Raw genomic sequence first — 18,200 nt, 5'->3', positions numbered from 1 at the left:
ATCCGCGATGTCAAACGACAGTCACACTTCGATTGCGTTTTCGCTTGACCTTTGGCGCGTATCGGTATTTGATCCCTCCACGCGAAATTTTCCGACGCCATGCTCGTTCAACAACTCAAATCGAAAATTCACCGCGCCATGATCACCCGTGGCGATGTCGAATACGAAGGCAGTATCGAGATTCCGCAGGATCTGATGGAAGCCGCCAACCTGTGGCCGGGAGAAAAGGTGCTCGTCGCCTCCGTCACCTCCGGCAACCGCCTTGAAACCTATGCACTTGTCGGCCCTCCCGGCACGGGCAACATCATCATGAACGGCGGCGCCGCCCACCTCATCAAAACAGGTGAACGCGTCGTCATTATGAGCTTCGCGATGGACGACAAACCCATCATCCCGACGAAAATCGTTTGCAACGAACTCAACGAAATCATTTCCTAGGCTTTACAAAATCTTTTTTTTCAGTTAATCTGTCCTGCCATGCTTGTTATCGCCGATCTTCTCAATATCAGCATCTACATTTCGTTTGCCGTGCTGTTCGTCGTCAGCGCCCTGCTGCTGCTTGTCGTCCTCATGCAGAGGCCCAAGCAGGAAGGCCTTGGCGCAGCATTCGGCGCAGCCATGACCGACCAGGCCTTCGGCGCACGTACCACGGATGTCCTCAAGAAAGCCACCGTCCTCTTCGGCACGCTGTTCTTCATCGTCTGCCTCGCCCTCGGCATCATGCTGAGCAAAGCCTTCAAGAAAGAACAATCCTCCCTGAGCAATCGGGCGACCGCCACCAAAAAGGCCGAACCGGCCAAGCCTGCCACGGAAAACATCGGCGCCCTCCTCAATCAGCAGCCTGCCGCTGCCGATGCCGCCAAACCGGAAGAAACGCCCGCACCGGCTCCCGCCGAAACACCTGCACAGCCGGCAGCCCAGCCCGCAGCTCCGGCTCAGCCTGCTGCACCCGCAGCCGAAGGAGACAAAGCTCCGGCCACTCAACCGGCAGTAGCCTGACATCCGAGACATTCCGCTTTTTTCTCAGGACGGGTTTACCCCGTCCTTTTTTCTTGATACAACAGCCATGAAAACACCATCCATCCTGATTTCCGACGACCGGAGCAAACTCCAGTTCGACGTCATCTGCCGCTTCCTGAACGACCACTCCTACTGGGCCAAAACGCGTTCCCACGCCATGATCGAAGAAAGCTTCGACGGCTCCCGCTGGGTCTTCGGCATGTACGACGAGGAAAACGGAGTCCAGGTAGGAGGAGCGCGAGTCGTCAGCGACGGCTGCACCTTCGGCTACGTAACCGATGTCTTCATCGTGCCGGAATTCCAGGGCAAAGGGCTCGGTTCCCGCCTGCTGGCCGCCGTCATGGAAAATCCCGAAGTTGCCCGCGTCGGACGCATGGCCCTGCTCACAGAAACTCCGGAATTCTATGCGCCGTTCGGCTTCTCAGTCCACGGTGCCGGCGACCCCATGGAATTCATGCAGCGCAAACTGCCGGACTTCCTCTAAACCGAACCCTGACCACTTCTGCGGATACTTCGGTGCCCTCCTGCCTCCGACGCTAAAATCCCCCTGCCCGGACATGCCGGACAAGGGGATCCGCACAGAGCCAGCCTGCAAACTCAAAGATTCACAGGGCTGACAGACAGGTGTCTCATCTCTTCCGCAGCTTCCGCAGCCAGCGGGGTGGACAAATAGCGCTCCGTAGCCGAAGCGGCAATCGCCACGATCTTCTTCCCGGCATATTCGGGCTGCCGGGCCAGCTCCAGAGCCGCCCACACATTGGCTCCCGTCGAAATGCCGGCCGGAATACCTTCGCGGGCCGCCAGGGCGCGAGCAGTACGCAGAGCGTCTTCATTCGTCACTTGCACGATCTCATCGATCAGAGAACGGTTCAGATTCTTCGGAATGAACCCCGCTCCGATCCCCTGAATGCCGTGCGGTCCAGGCGCGCCACCGGAAATGACCGCGCTGGCGGCAGGCTCCACGGCCACACCGCGCACACTCGGCTTGCGCTCCTTCAAATACTCCACTGTGCCGGAGAAGGTACCCCCCGTGCCGACGCCGGCAATGAACACATCGACCTCGCCGGAAGTATCGTCCCACACTTCCGGGCCGGTGGTGAAATAGTGGGCTTCGGGGTTGGCAGGATTATCGAACTGGCCGGGGCCGTAGGCATGATCGCCATACTGCTTCAACAACTCTTCCGCCTTGGCGATAGCGCCCTTCATCCCGAGGGAGCCCGGCGTAATCACGATCTCGGCCCCCAGCATGCGGAGAAGCGTCCGGCGCTCCAGAGACATGGTCTCGGGCATCACGAGAATGCATCGGTAACCGCGGGCAGCGGCGATGGAAGCGAGGGCAATACCCGTATTGCCGGAAGTCGGTTCAATAATGATGCCTCCGGGCTTCAAGGCTCCGCTCCTCTCGGCGGCGTCGATCATGGCGCGGCCGATACGGTCCTTCACACTGAAAAGGGGATTGCGGAATTCGCACTTGAGCCAGATCTCCGCATTCAGGCCTTCGGCCAGGCGGTTGAGACGAACGAGAGGAGTGCGGCCGATCGTCTCCACGACGGAGGAATAGGCCTTCTTGTCTGCTGATGTTTCTGGTGTACTCATGGTTTTCTTATTGGCTGAGGGCGTGCGGCGCTGCCGACGCCCGGGTTGAGGCCGCGCGGGCAGCCGGGCCGGAAGGGCTACCCTGCCTTGCAGGTATAGACGCCTCCCGACGCAGCCGCGTTCACGGCTTCCTTGTTTTTTACAGAACTTCGTCCAGAGCCGCGATAATATCATCGACGTGTTCCAGACCGATGGACAGGCGCAGCAGATCAGGCGTAATGCCGCCTTTGAGCAGGGCCTCTTCGGAAAGCTGCGAATGAGTCGTACTTGCCGGATGGGCGATCAGGCTCTTCGCATCGCCCACATTCACGAGGTGCGAGAACAGCTGGATATTGTCGATCACGCGCACGGCCTCTTCATAACCGCCCTTGTGGCCGAACACCACCATACCGCCGAACCCGTTCTTCAGGTACCTGGCTGCAAGCGGGTAGGAAGGATCGTCCTCCAGCCCCGGATAGCGCACCCATGCCACCTTCGGATGATTCTTCAGGAAACGGGCCACCTTCAAGGCATTCTCGCTGTGGCGCTGCGTGCGAAGCGGCAACGTTTCGACTCCTTGGATGAAATTCCAGGCGGAATCGGGAGAAAGAGTCGCACCCAGATTGCGCAGAAGCACCGTCCTCATGCGGAGAATATAGGCAAGCTGCTGCAAACTGCCGAGATCATGTCCGAAACGCAGCCCGTGGTAGCCGCCGTCCGGCTCGTTGTACAGGGCGAACTTCGGATCCGTCCAGTCGAACTTGCCAGCATCGATCACGATGCCGCCGATGCCCGTACCATGCCCGCCGATCCACTTCGTCAGTGAATGAATCACCACATCCGCACCATGATCGATCGGGCGGAAAAGCGTGGGCGGCGTAAACGTCGAATCCACGACGAGGGGCAAATGATGCTTGCGGGCAATCTCGGAATAACGGTCGATATCCGCCACATCAAGGGAAGGATTCCCGATCACCTCAATATAAATGGCACGCGTCTTCTCATTGATGGCGGCCTCCACGGCGGCAAAATCGTTCACCGGCGTAAAGCGGGCCGTAATCCCGTAATTCGGCAAAATGGCGTCGAACATCGTGTAGGTGCCCCCGTACAGATTGTTTGCCGTCACGAACTCGTCTCCGCCCTTCAGAATATTCAACAACGCATACTGGATGGCGGACGTACCGGAAGCCAGCGACAGGGCGCCGACTCCGCCTTCCAGTGCGGCAATGCGCTGCTCCAGCACATCGTTCGTCGGATTCATCAGACGGGCGTAAATATTGCCCAGCTCGCGCAGGGCGAACAGGTCGGCGCCATGCTTGGCGCTCTTGAACAGGAAGGATGAAGTGCGGTAAACGGGCACAGCGCGGGAAAGGGTATCGCTTTCGACGGGCTGTCCGGCATGAATGGCTAATGTTTCAGGCTTGTAACTCATAATGGATCTATTTATTTCTATGTTAATTGTGAATGAATGAAAAAGGAAAGAACGGAAAAATCACCTGCCGGTTACGGCGCGGCAAGAAGATGCGGAGACATGATACTGGACCGCACAAAAGGAAGACACGGATGCCATGCGGGAATCAACAAAAAAAGCCTCCTCGAAATGAAGAAATATCCTGTCAAGGATCGGAAGCGGAAAAAACCGAAAAGTTGAATGAAGGATGAACTTGGTGCGCCGGGATTCTGCCGTTTTTTAGACTGATTCGCAAGAATAATTTGCGTACAGACTATTTTTTTCATGCCGAGGCAACGAACGAACATCCATTTATATTAATAATCAATATCCTACAAGAAAACAAAGTATGACACTCCCTTGTCAGCCTGCCTTGTTTTCCGCCCTTTTCTGCTGCTGCGACCCGAATTTAAGGCAACGGTCATAGTAATCGACTCGCGAAATGAAGCCGGCCCAGGTCGCCCCCAGGCACCCGTCATCCAGAAGAGGGGCGGGGCATTTCTTCCCCGTCCAGAAAATATGGCCGACCACGCATTTCAACGGAATCCGGTACTCGTACATCAGCAAAGCCGCCAGCTTGGCCGTTCGCTCGAACGTCGCCGGCATATCGTTCCCCTCGTTCTCGCACATCTCAATGCCGATGGAATACAGATTGCCCGGCTTGTAACCGTATTCCGCATGATGCCCCATTTCGTTGAGAGGCAAATGCTGGCGCACCTCCCCGCAATCCACGGTAAAATGCCAGCTCAAATACCCCACCGCACCGCCCGTAATGCGCCCCATCTTCAGCACGGAGGCATGCCGCGCCGCATTGGCGGAGGCATTCATATTCCGCGTCGCATGGATCGTGATATAGTGCGGCACCAGCTCACGCGGCTTGCAACGGCCGAACTCCCCTTTCGGAATCAAATCCTCACAGATATTGATCTCCTCGCGCAACTGCTGCGGAGTCAGACAACGCAGCGGAGCAGGATCCGGCGTAAAAATAACCAGCGGCGGTTCCGGTAGACGATCGACCGCATCGTCGCATCCCAGCAGCAGGCAGCAGCAGAGAAAAACCACAAGGTAGAGAAAGGGCATGGCGTATCCTTCTACACGGACATCGGAATGTCAAGGCGCTTTTCGCCCATTCCGAAGCTCCCGCTGCCATAAACAACAAGGCGCCCTGCACGATGCAGAACGCCTTGTGAAAAGTTCGGTTCAGTATCTACCCGCCTCTTTAGAGATTGGGAGGCATGACAATGTATTTGCTGCCATTGTCACGGCCTTTCTTGTCCTCACCGAAGAGACTCTTCTTGGGAGTACCATAATCGGTATTATCTTCTTCTTCAACAAGTTCCTTCTGTCCACCCGAATTGGAAATCGTATAGTACAGGAGATTGCCGCGGAAGCTGTTCATATCGTAACGGGTATCGGCAGCCTTCGTCGGAGCCTTGCTGGCCACCGAAGAAAGGAGAATCGGAGTAGCGTCGTTGCCCGTCACGGGCGTACGCACGTCCGCATTGTCGGGGTCGGTGCGCATCACGTAACCGAAGCCACATTCGCCTTTGGAAAGAGCTTTGCCACCGCCTACCTTTTTATCGGCTTCCTTGATCTTGCGGCCATCGGCAATAGCGATTTTTGCATAGAAATTGCCTTCAAAGGAAGGACCAACATTGTTCAGGAAAAAGAGCTGGCGAAGATAATCGTTCGAATAGTTGCCTTTGATTGGGCCGTACTGGGTTGCTGTCTCGCCATTCTGCTCCTCGATATCCAGCGCCGTACTATCGCACGGGAAGGAACCGTATGAATTATTGAAATCCATCAGGGTGGAATACACGTTCCTCATGTTCGAAACACCGGCAGTGCGATCGCCATCGTTCAACTTATCGAGAATCGGACCCCAGGATACGGCGGCCAGAGACGCAATAATAGCAACGACGACCATCAGCTCGATCAGCGTGAATGCCGCTGCGCGACGGACTTTATGTGCAAATTTGAGTTTCATGGTTGAATCTGTGATTGACGGTTATTTATAGCATTTACAAGTATAGTTGGCAAGCGGTAAATTCATTTTTCCCGACCATGCCGATCGCCCCTGCCCGCACTTCCCTTTTAGCGGGCAAACAAAGCCTGCAGAGCCGATAAATCCTCGGCCGCCGGGCGGTCTGCAGCAGCAATCGCCTCGCGCTGCAAAGCGTTCAACTCCCGGATGCCCTTGCCAGCAAGAGCAAGCATGGCTGCCATCTCATCGGCCGTGAACACCGCTTCTTCCCCGGAACCTTGCACTTCGACGAACTGGCCGCCTTCCGTCATCACCACATTCATATCCACATCTGCATCGCGGTCTTCCACATAGCAGAGATCCAGAAGAGGCGTACCTTCCAGCATGCCGACGGAAATAGCGGCAACGAGCTGCTTCATGGGCATTTCAGCCAATTTCCCTTCCGCTACAAGCTTGTTCAGCGCCATCGCGAGAGCAACCGACGCTCCGGAAATGGAAGCCGTCCTTGTACCGCCGTCAGCCTGCAGCACGTCGCAATCGATCCAGACCGTGCGCTGGCCGATCTTCGAAAGATCGACGGCGGCGCGCAAGGAGCGCCCGATCAGTCGCTGGATTTCCGAAGAACGCCCGTCCAGTTTACCGGAAGTAATATCGCGGCGCTTACGATCCAGCGTGGAATAGGGCAACATGGAATACTCGGCAGACAGCCAGCCGCCCTCAACCTTCTGCACCTTCATCCAGCGGGGCACATCCTCCTCGATTGTCACCGCACAAATCACGCGTGTATTCCCGAACGATGCCAATACGGAGGCCGTCGCATTCGGGGCGATATGCGGAATAAAGGAGATGGGACGCAATTCGTCCGCCTGTCTGTGATCGTGACGGTTCATGCCGTTAGAATGCCCTGTTTCCACGAATTTGACAAGGCAAAAGGCAACGGGTTGTCAAGGAAATCTTCACATTGAACAAACCGAACACCGGTTACATGCCGTTCTCGGAAAAAAAGCTGCGCCACCTCTACCCAGAGGTGGCGCAGCTCTCTCTCTATGTAACTTCCATTTACCTGTGGAAGAGGGGGATGCCTTGCTCCTTCGCGGCACGACAGGAATTGCAAGCGCATGAAGCAGATGTTGCCCCGGCGAAGTAAAAACGTCAACAGAACAACAATTGAACCATTGGGATATTTTGCCCATCCGGAACAAAACCTAGAATACGGATTATCAATCCGCATGACATACCCATTTCACATTCGTCAGACATTCAGCGTCTTGATGCACTTATGAATAGATATACCGTGAAGGCATCATGCACACAGATCAACCATGTAGCAACAGGAAGCATAAAAAATGAAGAAGTTGTATATTTCAGGATTTTATTATTGACAAACGGATTGATAATCCGTTAATTTTCATTAATCAGCACATCATAAATAATTATTTCACATCCTTTTTTCCTCTCTTTTTCAGCCCTTTTCTCCGCCACAAAAAATACCATCATCCGTTCTTCCTCTCCAACAAGAAGTGCCACCCCCTTACGGAGGTGGCACTACTCTCTCTATGTAACTTCCATTTACCTGATGGAAGAGGGGGATGCCTTGCTGCCTTCTCGACAGGACAGGATACGCAAGCACAATAAATTCCACTTGTTGGCGTTCAGCTTTCAGATTTGGAACGGCATTATTCTACGGTTTTTAAATCCGTACGTCAACCCTCAAATGAACATCTATCATTTATTAGTTACTATAAGCGCGTTACGTGGAATGAAAAAATATTATTGCACAGCGAAAACGGCTTTTGTGTACATGTACAAAAATACAATCATTTTAGTATTAATTAAATAAACATAAATGAAAATAAACGGATTTAAAATCCGCTTCTTATACTATACCGATTGCTGTTTCTCCTTATTTCAAAATTACCATTTTTTCGCATCTTTTCCCAGATTTTTTACAATTAATTTTCATATAAACAATTTTGCATCATTTTGTCATATTAATTGCAAAAAAAGAGCCCCGGATCATTCCGGGGCTCTTTTCAAATACCGTACAATCGATGATTACAAGGATGCACCGAGCTCAATAATGGAGTAATCTCCATTCGGCAAACGGTACACGATCTGCAAAACATCGCGGCGGGCATTGCGGTACAGCACGAAAGGCTTGTCCGACATTTCCAGTGCCATAATGGCATCTTCCTTGTACATGGTGACAAGTTCGTAGCCTTCGCGGTGTATGGTGATCGGCTTCGGATCTTCCGTTGCACCTTCTTCGTAATCAAGCACATCTTCCCCATACACCTGAGCTTCCAGATGGCGGATGGATTCTGCGCGATGCGGGCGGAACCTCTTCATCAGACGCGTCTTGTGCTTACGCATGCGGCGCATGATCTTGGTTACCGTTTCGTCAATGGCCGCATAGAGATCGACACCGACGGTGGAAGCTTCAATCGTGATATGATCGGAGCAGAAAAGGATGATTTCACAAATTTGTCGGTCTTTCTGCACGTCCACAATCACTCGTGCTTCAATGATCTTGGGGTAGTCGATATGGATTGCCTCAATTTTTTTGACCGCGAATTCGCGGATCGCCTCGGTCACTTCTACATGACGCCCCGTTACCGTAATATCTGCTTTTTGCATGGTACTTACCTCTTTCTATTTTTGGGTTATTGCGAATTCATGTTTTTTCGCACTGTTAATAATACACCTGAAACCTCTGTATTGTCGAGCTTTCTTGAAAAAAAGACACAAAAAGATAGCCTTTCGGAAAAGAATCCATCCAAACAACGCAAACTTTCACCCTACCGCACCCCCATGAGCCCAGGCAGGTGGTCACGCCATTCTGGAGCCGCACGACACACAAGTACATTCACTGCGTGGTTCTATTACCATTTCTGCTACACGCAAGCATGCAAAACGGCTGCCTTCCCCATGGAAAGGCAGCCGTTCCGAATCCGTTTGTCCTCTTACGCCATGCGGCGGCGGCGCAGCATCAGGCCAGCCAGGGACAACAGGCCCAGAGTTGCCGTTGCAGGCTCGGGAACAGCGGCATTTTCCGCCTTGATGGCATCGGATACACGTCCCTTAGCCAAATAGCCTACCTGATCCTTCGTCAAAGCTCCGGAGAACAACGCCACCTCATCGTACATGGCTGTCGGCTTGCTACCCGAATCTCCGTTTCCAAGGGTGAACTGCGTCACATCCGCATTGGCAATCGGTGTGCCGGTCCATTGTCCGGCCTGTTCGCCGTTCAGGAACAGAGTGGCTACTCCGTTCTGGTAGGTCAAGGCCATGTGGTTCCATACGTTCTGCGTAATCGGCGCCGTCGATTCCCCTCCATTGCCGATCAGGCCATTGCCGTACACGTTGTATTTATTGTTGCCGCCGGATTGCACATACAGATAATTGGTGTAACGCGCCATGAGGGTTTGGATGCGTTTGACATGTAGTTTGGATGTCGAGGCATTCATGGATGAAAAAGGCACGTCCCGTGCATGGGGCGTGCCTGTGTTGTGCATGGGGGATGCACGGGGGATGCACGGGTTATCCGGTGTAGTCGACGGAGGTGTGGAGGGCGTAGGTCCAGGTGAGGGGGTCGAGGCTGGCGGTGGTGGTGATGGTGTGGCGCGGGTCGATGGCTTGCCAGCGGAGGATGACGGTGTCGTAGGTGGCGACGGCCGATGGGGCGAAGGCGGGGAGGATGATGTGTTCGCCGCTGTAGTGCTGGGTGGAGGCGATGCCGTCGATGTCCGCAATGTGGATGGCGGTTGATGGGAGGGTTGGGTCGAGGTCGGGGATGCCGATGTGTTCGCCTCCGAGGGGGCGCCATGGTTGGGTGCCGTCTGCATCCCAGGGGCCATCCATGAGTTCGCAGACTTTGCCGAAGCCTTCGACGGCGTGCTGGAGGACGAGGAAGAGGCGGCCGCAGGTGATGCAGGCCCAGAGGCAGTAGGTGACGCCGTTTTGCCCGGTGTAGCCGTCCGGGTTGTACCAGGGGAGGGCCCATGTGTCGGCCATGATCCAGGGGAGGTCGCCGCGCCATTGTCCGTTGTGGCGGAGGTAGGCGTCGCGTTCGTAGAGGTCGCCGGGGACGAGGGTGCAGCCGCGGTAGGTGCCGGGGCTGACGTCCGAGGCGGTGGGGCCATCCAGTTCGGCACGGAGGATGCCGGGTTCTTCTTCCATGAGGTCGGGGATGGTGTGGTCGGGTGGCGGAGGCGGTTCCGGGAAGGCGATGTCGGTGATGCGGAGGTGGAGTTTGCCGCGCCAGTAGGCTCCGTGGAGGTAGCGGGAGGGTGCGGGGGTGTAGGTGCCGTTGCTGTTGTTGTGGTAGAGGGGGCATTCATCCATGACGATCCAGGCTTCGGGGTCGTCGATCTGGTCGATGCTGCCCCATGACGGAGGGAGGAGGATGCCGCCGAGGTGGTGCTGGGTGGCGGTGATGCCGTCGATGTCCGCGATGTGGATGGCGCGGTGTTGTTCGGTTTCGAGGAGGTCGGGGATGTCGCTCATTTCGGTTTCTTTTTGAGGGTCCACATCCAGCCGAGTGTGTTGTTTTTTTCGAGGACGTGGTAGTAGCCGTATTTCTGGCCGTCCGGGAGGAGGACGGGTTCGAGTTTCTGGGGCCGCGCACTGTCCGGCAGGGGGAGTTCTCCGCCATTCATCCACCATTGGCCGTTTTCGACGTAGACTTCGAAGGGTTTACGCCGTTCTCCGCCGCTGCTGCCGGTGTTGAGGGGCTGGAAGATGGGGGCGACGGGGTTGTCTTCTTTTTCGGTTTTGTCTGCGCCACCGCTTCCGCCGCTGTTTCCGGAAGAGGGTTGCTGGGCGGGGTCGAGGGCGGTGTCGCTGACGAGGGTTTGGTCTCGGAGGTCGGCGACGCGGTTGCGGTTGGTGTATTCATCGAAGTTGTAGGCGGCCCGAGTGCCGAGGGTGAGGGTGCAGTGTCCGGTTTTGAGGTCCCAGGAGACGTGTTGGACGGTGGTGTCCATGGTGTCCCACGGGGCGTATCCGGAGCCGGTGATGCGGATGCGGTGGCCGGGGAGTTGCCAGGGGGTGGGCCAGAGGATGGGGCCGAGGCTGCCGTCGTACTGGAGGGCTCGCGTTTTGTCCCAGTAGTTGCGGATGAGGTCGGCCGGGATGTCGCTTTCGATTTCTTGCACTTTGTCGTGCGGGGTGAAGAAGATGCTTTCGTTTTCGCGGGCGGCGAGTTTGAGGGTGTAGATGCCGGGGGCGTAGGTGTGGGCGATTTGCTGTTGGGGTGCCCATTGCCGGGAGGCGGGGTGGACGGTGGCTGTGCCCTGGTTGATGCGGCCGGGGTCCATGGTGTAGGTGACGTGGCCGTCTCCCCAGAGGATGAAGCCGAGGGCGTCGAACCATTCGGTGGAGAGGGTGAGGAGGCCGCCTTCCGGTAGGTGGACGATGTAGTAGCGGTATTCGTATTTGCCGTGTTCTTTTTCTTCTTCCGGCGTCGAGTTTTGTTCCCATGCTTCGGGATCGGCGGCAGGGTCCCCGGAGGCGTCGCCGTAGTCGCCGCCGATGTAGCGTTTGTTGCCGGAGAGGTTGATGGCGATGACCCGGTAGGCGAGGGAGCGGGTGATGACTTTGCCGGCGCCGTCGGTGCCGTCGCCGCTGAAGAATTCGCGTACGCTGGCTTTGCGGGGGGCATCCGGGGTGCAGCAGACGCGTTGTTCGATGTTGGCGTAGCACCAGCGGATGCTGGGGAATTTGCGGGTGATGCTGCCGAGGATGAGTTCGTATTTCTGGCCGTCGATTTTGTAGTTGGCGGGCAGTATCCATGTTTCGACGCCGGTTTCGGGGTTTTCTTCGTGGAATTCGTCGGGCTGGCCTTCGTAGGTGATGTTGCACCATGTGGAGAATTTGACGTGGTCTTTGACCTGGGCGAGGAAGGGGAAGTGGTGTTTCCAGTATTTGTAGGCGGCCGTGTTTTTCGTCCATTCGTTTTCTTTGCCGTTGGGGTTGGCTTTCGGGAAGGGGATGCCTTTGAGTTCCATGACTTGGCGGGCGGCGGCGGCGGTGGCTGCATCCACGGGGCCGGAGGTTTCGGCCTTGCCGGGTTTGGAGAGTTCTTCGGCTTCTTCCTCTTCGCTCTTCTCCACAGTCTTTGTCCGAGTCACAGAGGGCAATGTGTAGACGAAGGCGTCCGGGACGTTGAGGTCGCCGCCTTCGGGGATGATTTTGACGATGGTTCCATCCGGGGCTTTGAGCGCAACCACCGGCGGCACAAGGTCGTGGCGGGGGGTGAGGTCGATGCCGCCCATGGCGCAGGTGCCGTAGGGGATGTCGATGACGGGGAGGTCGAGGCTGTCTGCGATGACGAGGCGGGGGTGCGTGCCGCCGTAGTCCATCCAGGAGACGAGGCCGGGGCACCAGCGGGACATGGCTTCAATCATCTGAGCGCAGGTGTTGGATCCGTTGGTGCCGATGGCTCCCGTGGTGCCTTTGGCGAGGATGTCGATGGTGGCGGGCATGTTCCGTGCGGGGCCTGCGGTGGCCTGGTCGAGGGCGGTGGCGAGGTCGGCACAGGCGCGGGCGGTGGTGGCGGTTTGGCCGATCTGGAGGTGGCGGCCATCCGACCGGGAGGGGTCGGCAGGCGGAGGCTGGTAGATGGAGCGGCCGAGGAGGTCGTAGGGGTCGGTCATTTCGACGGCGTAGTGGATGCTGCCGGCGGAGATTTTCGGCTGGGCTTTTTTGACGTATCCCAAAAAGACGAGGTCAGTACCCCGGTAGAGGCGTACCCAGTGGCCGTATTGCCATGGGACGGGGATGTCGGCGAGGTTATCCATCGCCCAGGCCATGCTGCAGGTTCCGGCGGCGAGGCTGGCGTAGGTGATGGTGCATTCGGTGAGTTTGTCCGGGCCAATGGCGGCGAGGTCGTAGCGGTGTTCGGTGGTCATTTGGCGGTATAGGCTTGATTGTTTTTCGCGCGGATGCTTTCCATTTGGGCCCGAGCGGATGAAACTTGAAACCGGGTGTCCTGCAGGATGGAGGAAGCTTCACCATAAGAAGAGACGACAGTTTTCAGGAAGCCTCCAATCTGCTGGGCGGCGGCATCATGCGATTGCAGGAGGCGTTCGGCATTGTCAGCCATGCGCTGGGCTTCCTGCGTGTCGAGGTAGCCGTCTGACAGGTCGTTGAGTGAGTCAGCTACCGCACGTTCGGCTTCCGATCCGGCCTCCACCTGTTGCTGCAGTCCCTTCAGGTGGGAGCTGTAGACTTCAGCCATGGCCTGGGAGCCGGATTCGTCGGCGAGGAGGTTGCGTTTCAGGATGGGGAGGGTTTCGATTTGGGCGATTTTCTGGTCGATTTCCGTGATTTTCGCTTCGTTGTCTTTTGCCCGCAGCTGGTAGCCGGCCATGCTGTTCATGTGTTCCAGGATTTTGGAGAGGGTGTCGTATTGCGTTTTGTCGAAGGTGCCGTTGTTGAGGAGCAGTTCGAGTTTCGAGCCCATTTCGGCGAGGGTTGCCTGCTGGCCGGACAAGTCTCCGGAGGAGGCGAGCCGCTGGAAGTCCGCCATGAGTTTCTGTGCATCTTTGCCGCTGTTGCCCAGTTTGGCGGCGTCGGCGGCGATTTCGTTCATGGCTTCGGCCTGTTTGGAGATTTCTTCCGCATCGATCCGTGCGGCATCCGCCAGGCCTTGCGTCGCCTCCTTGAGGATGTTGCGTTCCGAGGTGAGGGTGCCGACTGCTTCCTTGATGGCGAAATCATCAGCTGCCTTGGCTGCTACAGTTTGGTCGACTACCTGTCGGTTCCCTATGACCGCATCGGTTTCTGCCTGTTGTTTTTTCTTAATGGCATCAACTGTTTTGTTTTTTTCCTGAATCCGCCCCATCAGTTGATTGGCATTTGCGTATGCCTGCGTCTTCTTGCCTTGAATGTCTTCTTTAGCTTTGATATACGATTCGTAATTTCCACCGCGGCCTTCCGCCTTGTACCATGCGTCCGATCTTTTGATGGCATCTTCAAATTTTTTGGCCTCGGCCCGGCCCAGTTCCGCTTCACGCCTTACCTGATAGCGGTCCATGACTCCGATGGAGCCTTCTGCCAATGCCTTTTCTCTGGTTAGAGCATAGGCTTCATTTTTCTTCTGGTTTATTTCATGTTGTTTTCTCTGTTCAGGGGTGAGTGCTCCGGCTTTGCCTTGATCCAAACGTTCGGATTCCTGATTCAAGTCTTTGATCGTTTCAGCAGTTTTTTTCGATTGTTCCCGCAGATTGTCCAATTCTGTATTGGCCTCTGCCAACTCCGACGCGTGTTTCGCCTGTAGTTCTTCATCTTCCAGTTTTCGCGTTTCCTGTAGATGTTCAAAGGCCGTGATTTCACCTCGGTCACGTCTGTTATCCAGTTCGTATTTTTTTGCTTGCATGCCCAAGCCTTTGATTTCGGCTTCGACGGCAGCACGCGCTCTCGTGATTTCCAACTGTTTCTGCAATTCAGCCGTTTGGGATTGATATGAGTTCATCAACGAATCCCACCGTTCTTGTCGTTCCTGTTGTTCGTTCAGTAGTCTGTTTTTTTCAATCAGATCATTCAATTCTTTTTGAAGGTCTTTAGCTTTGTCAATGGAAGCTTCCAAATCTTTGTTTTTCTGTGCGATTGCTTCACGCTGGCTTTTGGTAAAAAAATCATACATTCCGCGCAGGAGAGAATAAGCTAAGCCCAACTGTCCCAATTTGCCCAGCAGCCCTCGAGCTAACCCCATGACTGTATTGAATCCAGATGCCATACGTCCAACAGCACCTGTTGAGGTCTGTATGATATTGGGAGCTTTTCCGAAACCCGAGACGATGTCGGTTGCAGCAGTTTTTCCTTTCCTTCCTGCATCGGTGATTGTATCTCCCAGTGTTTTGGCCTCCTTGGCTGCGTCTCCTGCCGCTTTGCCGGCAGCCTCCAGCTCATCGGCAAAATTCATGTCGGTGATGGTTTCATTGCCGATGCCGGCGGCGGCGGCCTGTGTTTGTCGGAGGGCGGCCTGTGCCTGGTTGGTGCCGGTGGGGTCGTAGGCGGAGGCGATGGTGATTTTGATGTTCGGGTCGGTGGACATGGCGGGGGACGATTATATGATGGTGCGGTGCGTGAGGAGGAAGGCGTATTCGACGGCGATCCAGGCGCCGCAGGTTTGGCCGTAGCGGCGGCGGATGCCGGCGTATTGGTCGGAGGAGATGGGGAGGGCACGGCAGCGCTGGACGGTGGCCTGCCAGCGTTCGGAGGAGATGGGGATGCCTTCGTGCCAGCCGTAGCGGTAGAGGGCGTGGCCGGTTTGGCTGGTGTTGAGGAGGTGTTCGCGGTCGTGGGCGTATAGTTCGGCCTGGGCCCGGGTGGGGTAGGAGCGCAGGACGGTGAAGCCGAAGGTTTTGGTGGCGTTGCCGCGGCCCTGGTGGTGCTGCCAGGGGGAGGCGATGATGTCGTCTGTCTGGATGGAGGTTTGCCAGTCGTTGGTTTCGGGGCCGGGCATGATGTCTCCAAGGCTGCAGCAGGGGATGGTTGTTTCCTGGCCGCCGAGGAGGGTGACGAAGTCGAAGGTGAAGAGGGCGGTTTGCATGGCAGAGCGGGGTCAGGGGGTGCGGAGGCGGTTGAGGCGGTCTGCACAGGCGGCGGCGAGAGGGTCGACATCCATCCATGCGCGCTGGAGGGTGTAGGTGCCGTTCGCTTGCGGGGCGATGAATTCGCTCAATTGGTTGATGAAGCCGAAGGCGAGTGTGGAGTCTTCCGTGTAGATGTCGCAGGCGTCGTCGGTGTCGTAGGTGTAGGTGTAGCCGTCCTGATCCAGCTGGGCCCGTACCAGTGAGGAGACTGTGCCGGGGGAGTAGACGTCCGGGAATTTGGTCCAGCGGAGCCGCCAGTAGTTGCGGCGGACGGTGGAGGCAGTAGTTCCGCCGCCGTTGGAGATGTGTTCGCGCAGGGCTGTGTAGAGGGAGACGGTTTGCAGGGCGTAGCTGCTGCCGGGGGAGGTGGATTTGTAGCTGTCGAGTGTCGCGAGGAGAGGTTGCTGCAGGGTGGGTGTGTCGGTGTAGACGATGAGGTTGCACCCGGATGCGGCGAGCCAGTCGTATTCATAGCCGCAGGAGGTGCAGGCGGAGTCGAGGTCGTCGCGGTAGTAGGGGCCTGAGGGCGGGTTGGTCCAGAGGATTTTGACGGCGTAGCTGGGGCCGGTGGCGGCGGCGTTCCATTTGGTACGGTCGGCAGCAGAGACGTGGGTGGCACCGCTGTTGGCGTGTGCGTTGTAGGTGGCCCAGGGGACGAGGCCGGAGATGGAGGGCGAGTCGCCTTTGAGGCTGGCCAGCCATTGGTCGCGGGTGCCTTTGTAGCCCTGGGCGACGGCGATTTCGTAGGCGTCTTTGCCATTGGTGCCGTTGCGCCCGGTGCCGATTTCGACGTGGATGGCCATGGTGGTGCCGAGGTCAAGGTCGAAGAAGACGGAGGTGGAGGTTTCGGGAGGCGGCAGGAGTGAGGGCTGGACTTCGAGGAGGCCGCGGACGGCAGGTACGCCTGCGATGCGGATTTCGTAGGTGTGGAGGCCTGCGGGGAGGCCGGGGTAGCTGAGGTTTTCGGTGTCCGGCGGCATGGTGATGATGCCGCCGCCCGCGGTGGAGTCGAGCTGGACGGCTCCGGTGAGCATGCCCGGGGATTGCACGATGGTGTCGCCATCCCGGAACTGGAAGTAGAAGACGCCGCGGATGCCTGCTGTGGTTTTGAGGTGTTTTTCGGTTGCGATCATGGCGATGGAGATGGTTCGCACCGGGCATGTACGGTGGAGGCATGCCCGGTGCGCGGGGTTAGGCGGAGGCGGCGATGGCCTGGACGTTGGCGAAGGTGATGGTGGCCATTTCGACGCCGGGATCGACGAGGAATTCGAATTCGGGTTTGATGAAGTCGGAGGTGAAGGAGGGGGCCGTTTTGAGTTTGAGGCGGCCGTAGCCGTAGAGTTCCTGCACTTTGTCGGTGCCGTCCTGCGAGCGTTTGATGACGATGCGCAGCCAGCCTTCGATGCAGTTGCTGCCGGCGTTGGCCAGGGGCATTTCTTCTCCGTCCTTGATGGGGGAGCCGAGGCCGAAGGCGAGCTGCAAAGCCTCCGGAGAGGTTTGGGATGTCGTGAAGGTGAAGCTGAAGGATTGGAGCATGGATTCCTTGTGTTTCATCCAGGCGCCGTTTTGCTGGCATTCTTCAATTTCGATCATTTTTTCTTCCGCTGCTGGCTGGAAGTTGGAGCCGCGGCCGATGTCGTGCCAGGCTTCGGGGGCGGTGGCGTAGTCGGGGCGGCTGGTGGCGGATACTTTTGCGCCGTCTACGGTGAGGGAGGCGGGGCAGAAGGAGATGGAGGAGGGGCCTAGGACGTCGTGCGAGACGACGCGGGCCGTGATTTTCGGGGTGATGACGGGAGGTGTAGACATGTTTTTAGTGAGTAGGTATGAGTGAATAATTATCCGAGGATGCGGAGTTTGCCTGCCTGTTCCAGGGCGGCGGCCTTGGCGGAGGGTATGTCCACGATGGTGCCGCGGGCATGGTACATGCGGCCGATCAGCAGGGAGCGAGCGGTGATGGTGCAGCGCAAGGTTGTTGCTTCAACGGCGGGTTCCGCAGGCGTTTCGGCTTGGGGTTTGTCTGTGTTTTTTGGTGTTGTAGCCATGTGTTTGTGTGGTTGGTTTAATCGAATGCGATGGTCGGGTGGATGATGCGGGCGGTGATGCTGATGCCCCGGGTTTGCAGGAGGCGTTTGTCGCCCAGGACGACGGCGAGGTCGCCGTCTCCGGTGACGACCGGCGATCCGTAGGGGCGGTTGCTGATGTCCCATGATTGGATGATGGAGATGACGGTGGCGGCAAGGCGGTCGGTGGCTTCGTCGGCCGTGATGCCGGTTGCGTCCATGCCGAGGCCTCTCCAGACGCCGCAGGAGATGACGTATTCACAGTCCAGGTAGGCCGCCCGGACGGTGGTGTCCCTGGTGGGGTTGGCCAGGTCCTGCGGGACGACGGCGACGAGTCCGGAGTATTGCCGCACGATGGCGTCCAGTGCTTTGATCTGATCGGGGGAGGTCATGAGGTGTTCGTACACGTACGGCCGGATCGGTTCGTACATGCGGAGGCGGTCGATGAGGGCCTTCCCGAATTCCCATCGGGGGGATGTCGGCAGCTGGGAGATGTCCGGAGCGGTGGGCAT

At 57.1% G+C, this 18,200-nt stretch carries 19 protein-coding genes; 3 read left to right on the top strand and 16 right to left on the bottom strand.

The annotated features are described in order from the left end of the window. Positions 1 to 99 precede the first annotated feature (99 nt). From PYTT_RS06925 to PYTT_RS06915, 3 genes are all read left to right on the top strand, one after another. Positions 100 to 438: an aspartate 1-decarboxylase gene (locus PYTT_RS06925; protein WP_067771694.1), complete on the top strand. Its 339-nt coding sequence runs from the start codon at positions 100 to 102 to the stop codon at positions 436 to 438. Positions 439 to 477: 39 nt separating this feature from the next. Then, positions 478 to 999 carry a preprotein translocase subunit SecG gene (gene secG / locus PYTT_RS13660; protein ID WP_067771697.1) on the top strand — a complete coding sequence of 174 codons (522 nt, stop codon included), beginning with the start codon at positions 478 to 480 and terminating at the stop codon, positions 997 to 999. Between the two features lie 67 nt (positions 1,000 to 1,066). Then, on the top strand, positions 1,067 to 1,504 hold the full coding sequence (locus PYTT_RS06915) for a GNAT family N-acetyltransferase (protein ID WP_067771700.1): 438 nt from the start codon (positions 1,067 to 1,069) through the stop codon (positions 1,502 to 1,504). A gap of 113 nt (positions 1,505 to 1,617) precedes the next feature. On the opposite strand, the gene cysK is transcribed toward PYTT_RS06915, so the two are convergent. The 16 genes from cysK to PYTT_RS06825 form a co-directional block, all read right to left on the bottom strand. Further along, positions 1,618 to 2,616: a cysteine synthase A gene (gene cysK / locus PYTT_RS06910; RefSeq protein ID WP_067771703.1), complete on the bottom strand. Its 999-nt coding sequence runs from the start codon at positions 2,614 to 2,616 to the stop codon at positions 1,618 to 1,620. Between the two features lie 139 nt (positions 2,617 to 2,755). After that, on the bottom strand, positions 2,756 to 4,027 hold the full coding sequence (locus PYTT_RS06905; protein ID WP_067771707.1) for an O-acetylhomoserine aminocarboxypropyltransferase/cysteine synthase family protein: 1,272 nt from the start codon (positions 4,025 to 4,027) through the stop codon (positions 2,756 to 2,758). Between the two features lie 381 nt (positions 4,028 to 4,408). After that, entirely contained in the window at positions 4,409 to 5,125 is a 717-nt protein-coding gene (locus tag PYTT_RS06895) for a peptidoglycan recognition protein family protein (protein WP_067771712.1), read from the bottom strand. 139 nt (positions 5,126 to 5,264) lie between these two features. Then, positions 5,265 to 6,032 carry a type II secretion system protein gene (locus PYTT_RS06890; RefSeq protein ID WP_067771714.1) on the bottom strand — a complete coding sequence of 256 codons (768 nt, stop codon included), beginning with the start codon at positions 6,030 to 6,032 and terminating at the stop codon, positions 5,265 to 5,267. A gap of 107 nt (positions 6,033 to 6,139) precedes the next feature. Beyond that, positions 6,140 to 6,919, bottom strand: a complete 780-nt coding sequence (rph, locus tag PYTT_RS06885) for a ribonuclease PH (protein ID WP_067771717.1) — start codon at positions 6,917 to 6,919, stop codon at positions 6,140 to 6,142. A gap of 511 nt (positions 6,920 to 7,430) precedes the next feature. Next, positions 7,431 to 7,556: a hypothetical protein gene (locus PYTT_RS13845; RefSeq protein WP_281241745.1), complete on the bottom strand. Its 126-nt coding sequence runs from the start codon at positions 7,554 to 7,556 to the stop codon at positions 7,431 to 7,433. A gap of 528 nt (positions 7,557 to 8,084) precedes the next feature. Beyond that, the gene (gene hpf / locus PYTT_RS06870) at positions 8,085 to 8,666 is read right to left on the bottom strand and encodes a ribosome hibernation-promoting factor, HPF/YfiA family (protein ID WP_067771726.1); all 582 of its coding nucleotides are present in this window, start codon (positions 8,664 to 8,666) and stop codon (positions 8,085 to 8,087) included. 326 nt (positions 8,667 to 8,992) lie between these two features. Beyond that, the gene (locus tag PYTT_RS13610; protein ID WP_172801783.1) at positions 8,993 to 9,496 is read right to left on the bottom strand and encodes a LamG-like jellyroll fold domain-containing protein; all 504 of its coding nucleotides are present in this window, start codon (positions 9,494 to 9,496) and stop codon (positions 8,993 to 8,995) included. A 73-nt stretch (positions 9,497 to 9,569) separates the two neighbouring features. Then, positions 9,570 to 10,535, bottom strand: a complete 966-nt coding sequence (locus PYTT_RS13605) for a hypothetical protein (protein WP_067771734.1) — start codon at positions 10,533 to 10,535, stop codon at positions 9,570 to 9,572. Then, positions 10,532 to 12,940: a hypothetical protein gene (locus tag PYTT_RS06855; RefSeq protein WP_067771736.1), complete on the bottom strand. Its 2,409-nt coding sequence runs from the start codon at positions 12,938 to 12,940 to the stop codon at positions 10,532 to 10,534. Before PYTT_RS06855 ends, PYTT_RS13605 begins: the two co-directional genes overlap by 4 nt. Beyond that, entirely contained in the window at positions 12,937 to 14,955 is a 2,019-nt protein-coding gene (locus tag PYTT_RS06850; RefSeq protein ID WP_156850338.1) for a hypothetical protein, read from the bottom strand. Before PYTT_RS06850 ends, PYTT_RS06855 begins: the two co-directional genes overlap by 4 nt. 144 nt (positions 14,956 to 15,099) lie before the next feature. After that, positions 15,100 to 15,585, bottom strand: a complete 486-nt coding sequence (locus tag PYTT_RS06845; RefSeq protein ID WP_067771743.1) for a hypothetical protein — start codon at positions 15,583 to 15,585, stop codon at positions 15,100 to 15,102. A gap of 12 nt (positions 15,586 to 15,597) precedes the next feature. Then, entirely contained in the window at positions 15,598 to 16,761 is a 1,164-nt protein-coding gene (locus PYTT_RS06840; protein ID WP_141675641.1) for a hypothetical protein, read from the bottom strand. Between the two features lie 58 nt (positions 16,762 to 16,819). Next, the gene (locus tag PYTT_RS06835; RefSeq protein ID WP_067771749.1) at positions 16,820 to 17,434 is read right to left on the bottom strand and encodes a hypothetical protein; all 615 of its coding nucleotides are present in this window, start codon (positions 17,432 to 17,434) and stop codon (positions 16,820 to 16,822) included. 29 nt (positions 17,435 to 17,463) lie between these two features. After that, on the bottom strand, positions 17,464 to 17,670 hold the full coding sequence (locus tag PYTT_RS06830) for a hypothetical protein (protein WP_067771752.1): 207 nt from the start codon (positions 17,668 to 17,670) through the stop codon (positions 17,464 to 17,466). A gap of 17 nt (positions 17,671 to 17,687) precedes the next feature. Next, positions 17,688 to 18,200 carry a hypothetical protein gene (locus PYTT_RS06825; protein WP_067771755.1) on the bottom strand — a complete coding sequence of 171 codons (513 nt, stop codon included), beginning with the start codon at positions 18,198 to 18,200 and terminating at the stop codon, positions 17,688 to 17,690.

It is taken from the genome of Neoakkermansia glycaniphila (genome assembly GCF_900097105.1).
Taxonomy (GTDB): domain Bacteria; phylum Verrucomicrobiota; class Verrucomicrobiia; order Verrucomicrobiales; family Akkermansiaceae; genus Akkermansia; species Akkermansia glycaniphila.
The sequence above is the reverse complement of the archived record's forward strand: the minus strand, read 5'-3'. Positions and strand labels throughout refer to the sequence as shown.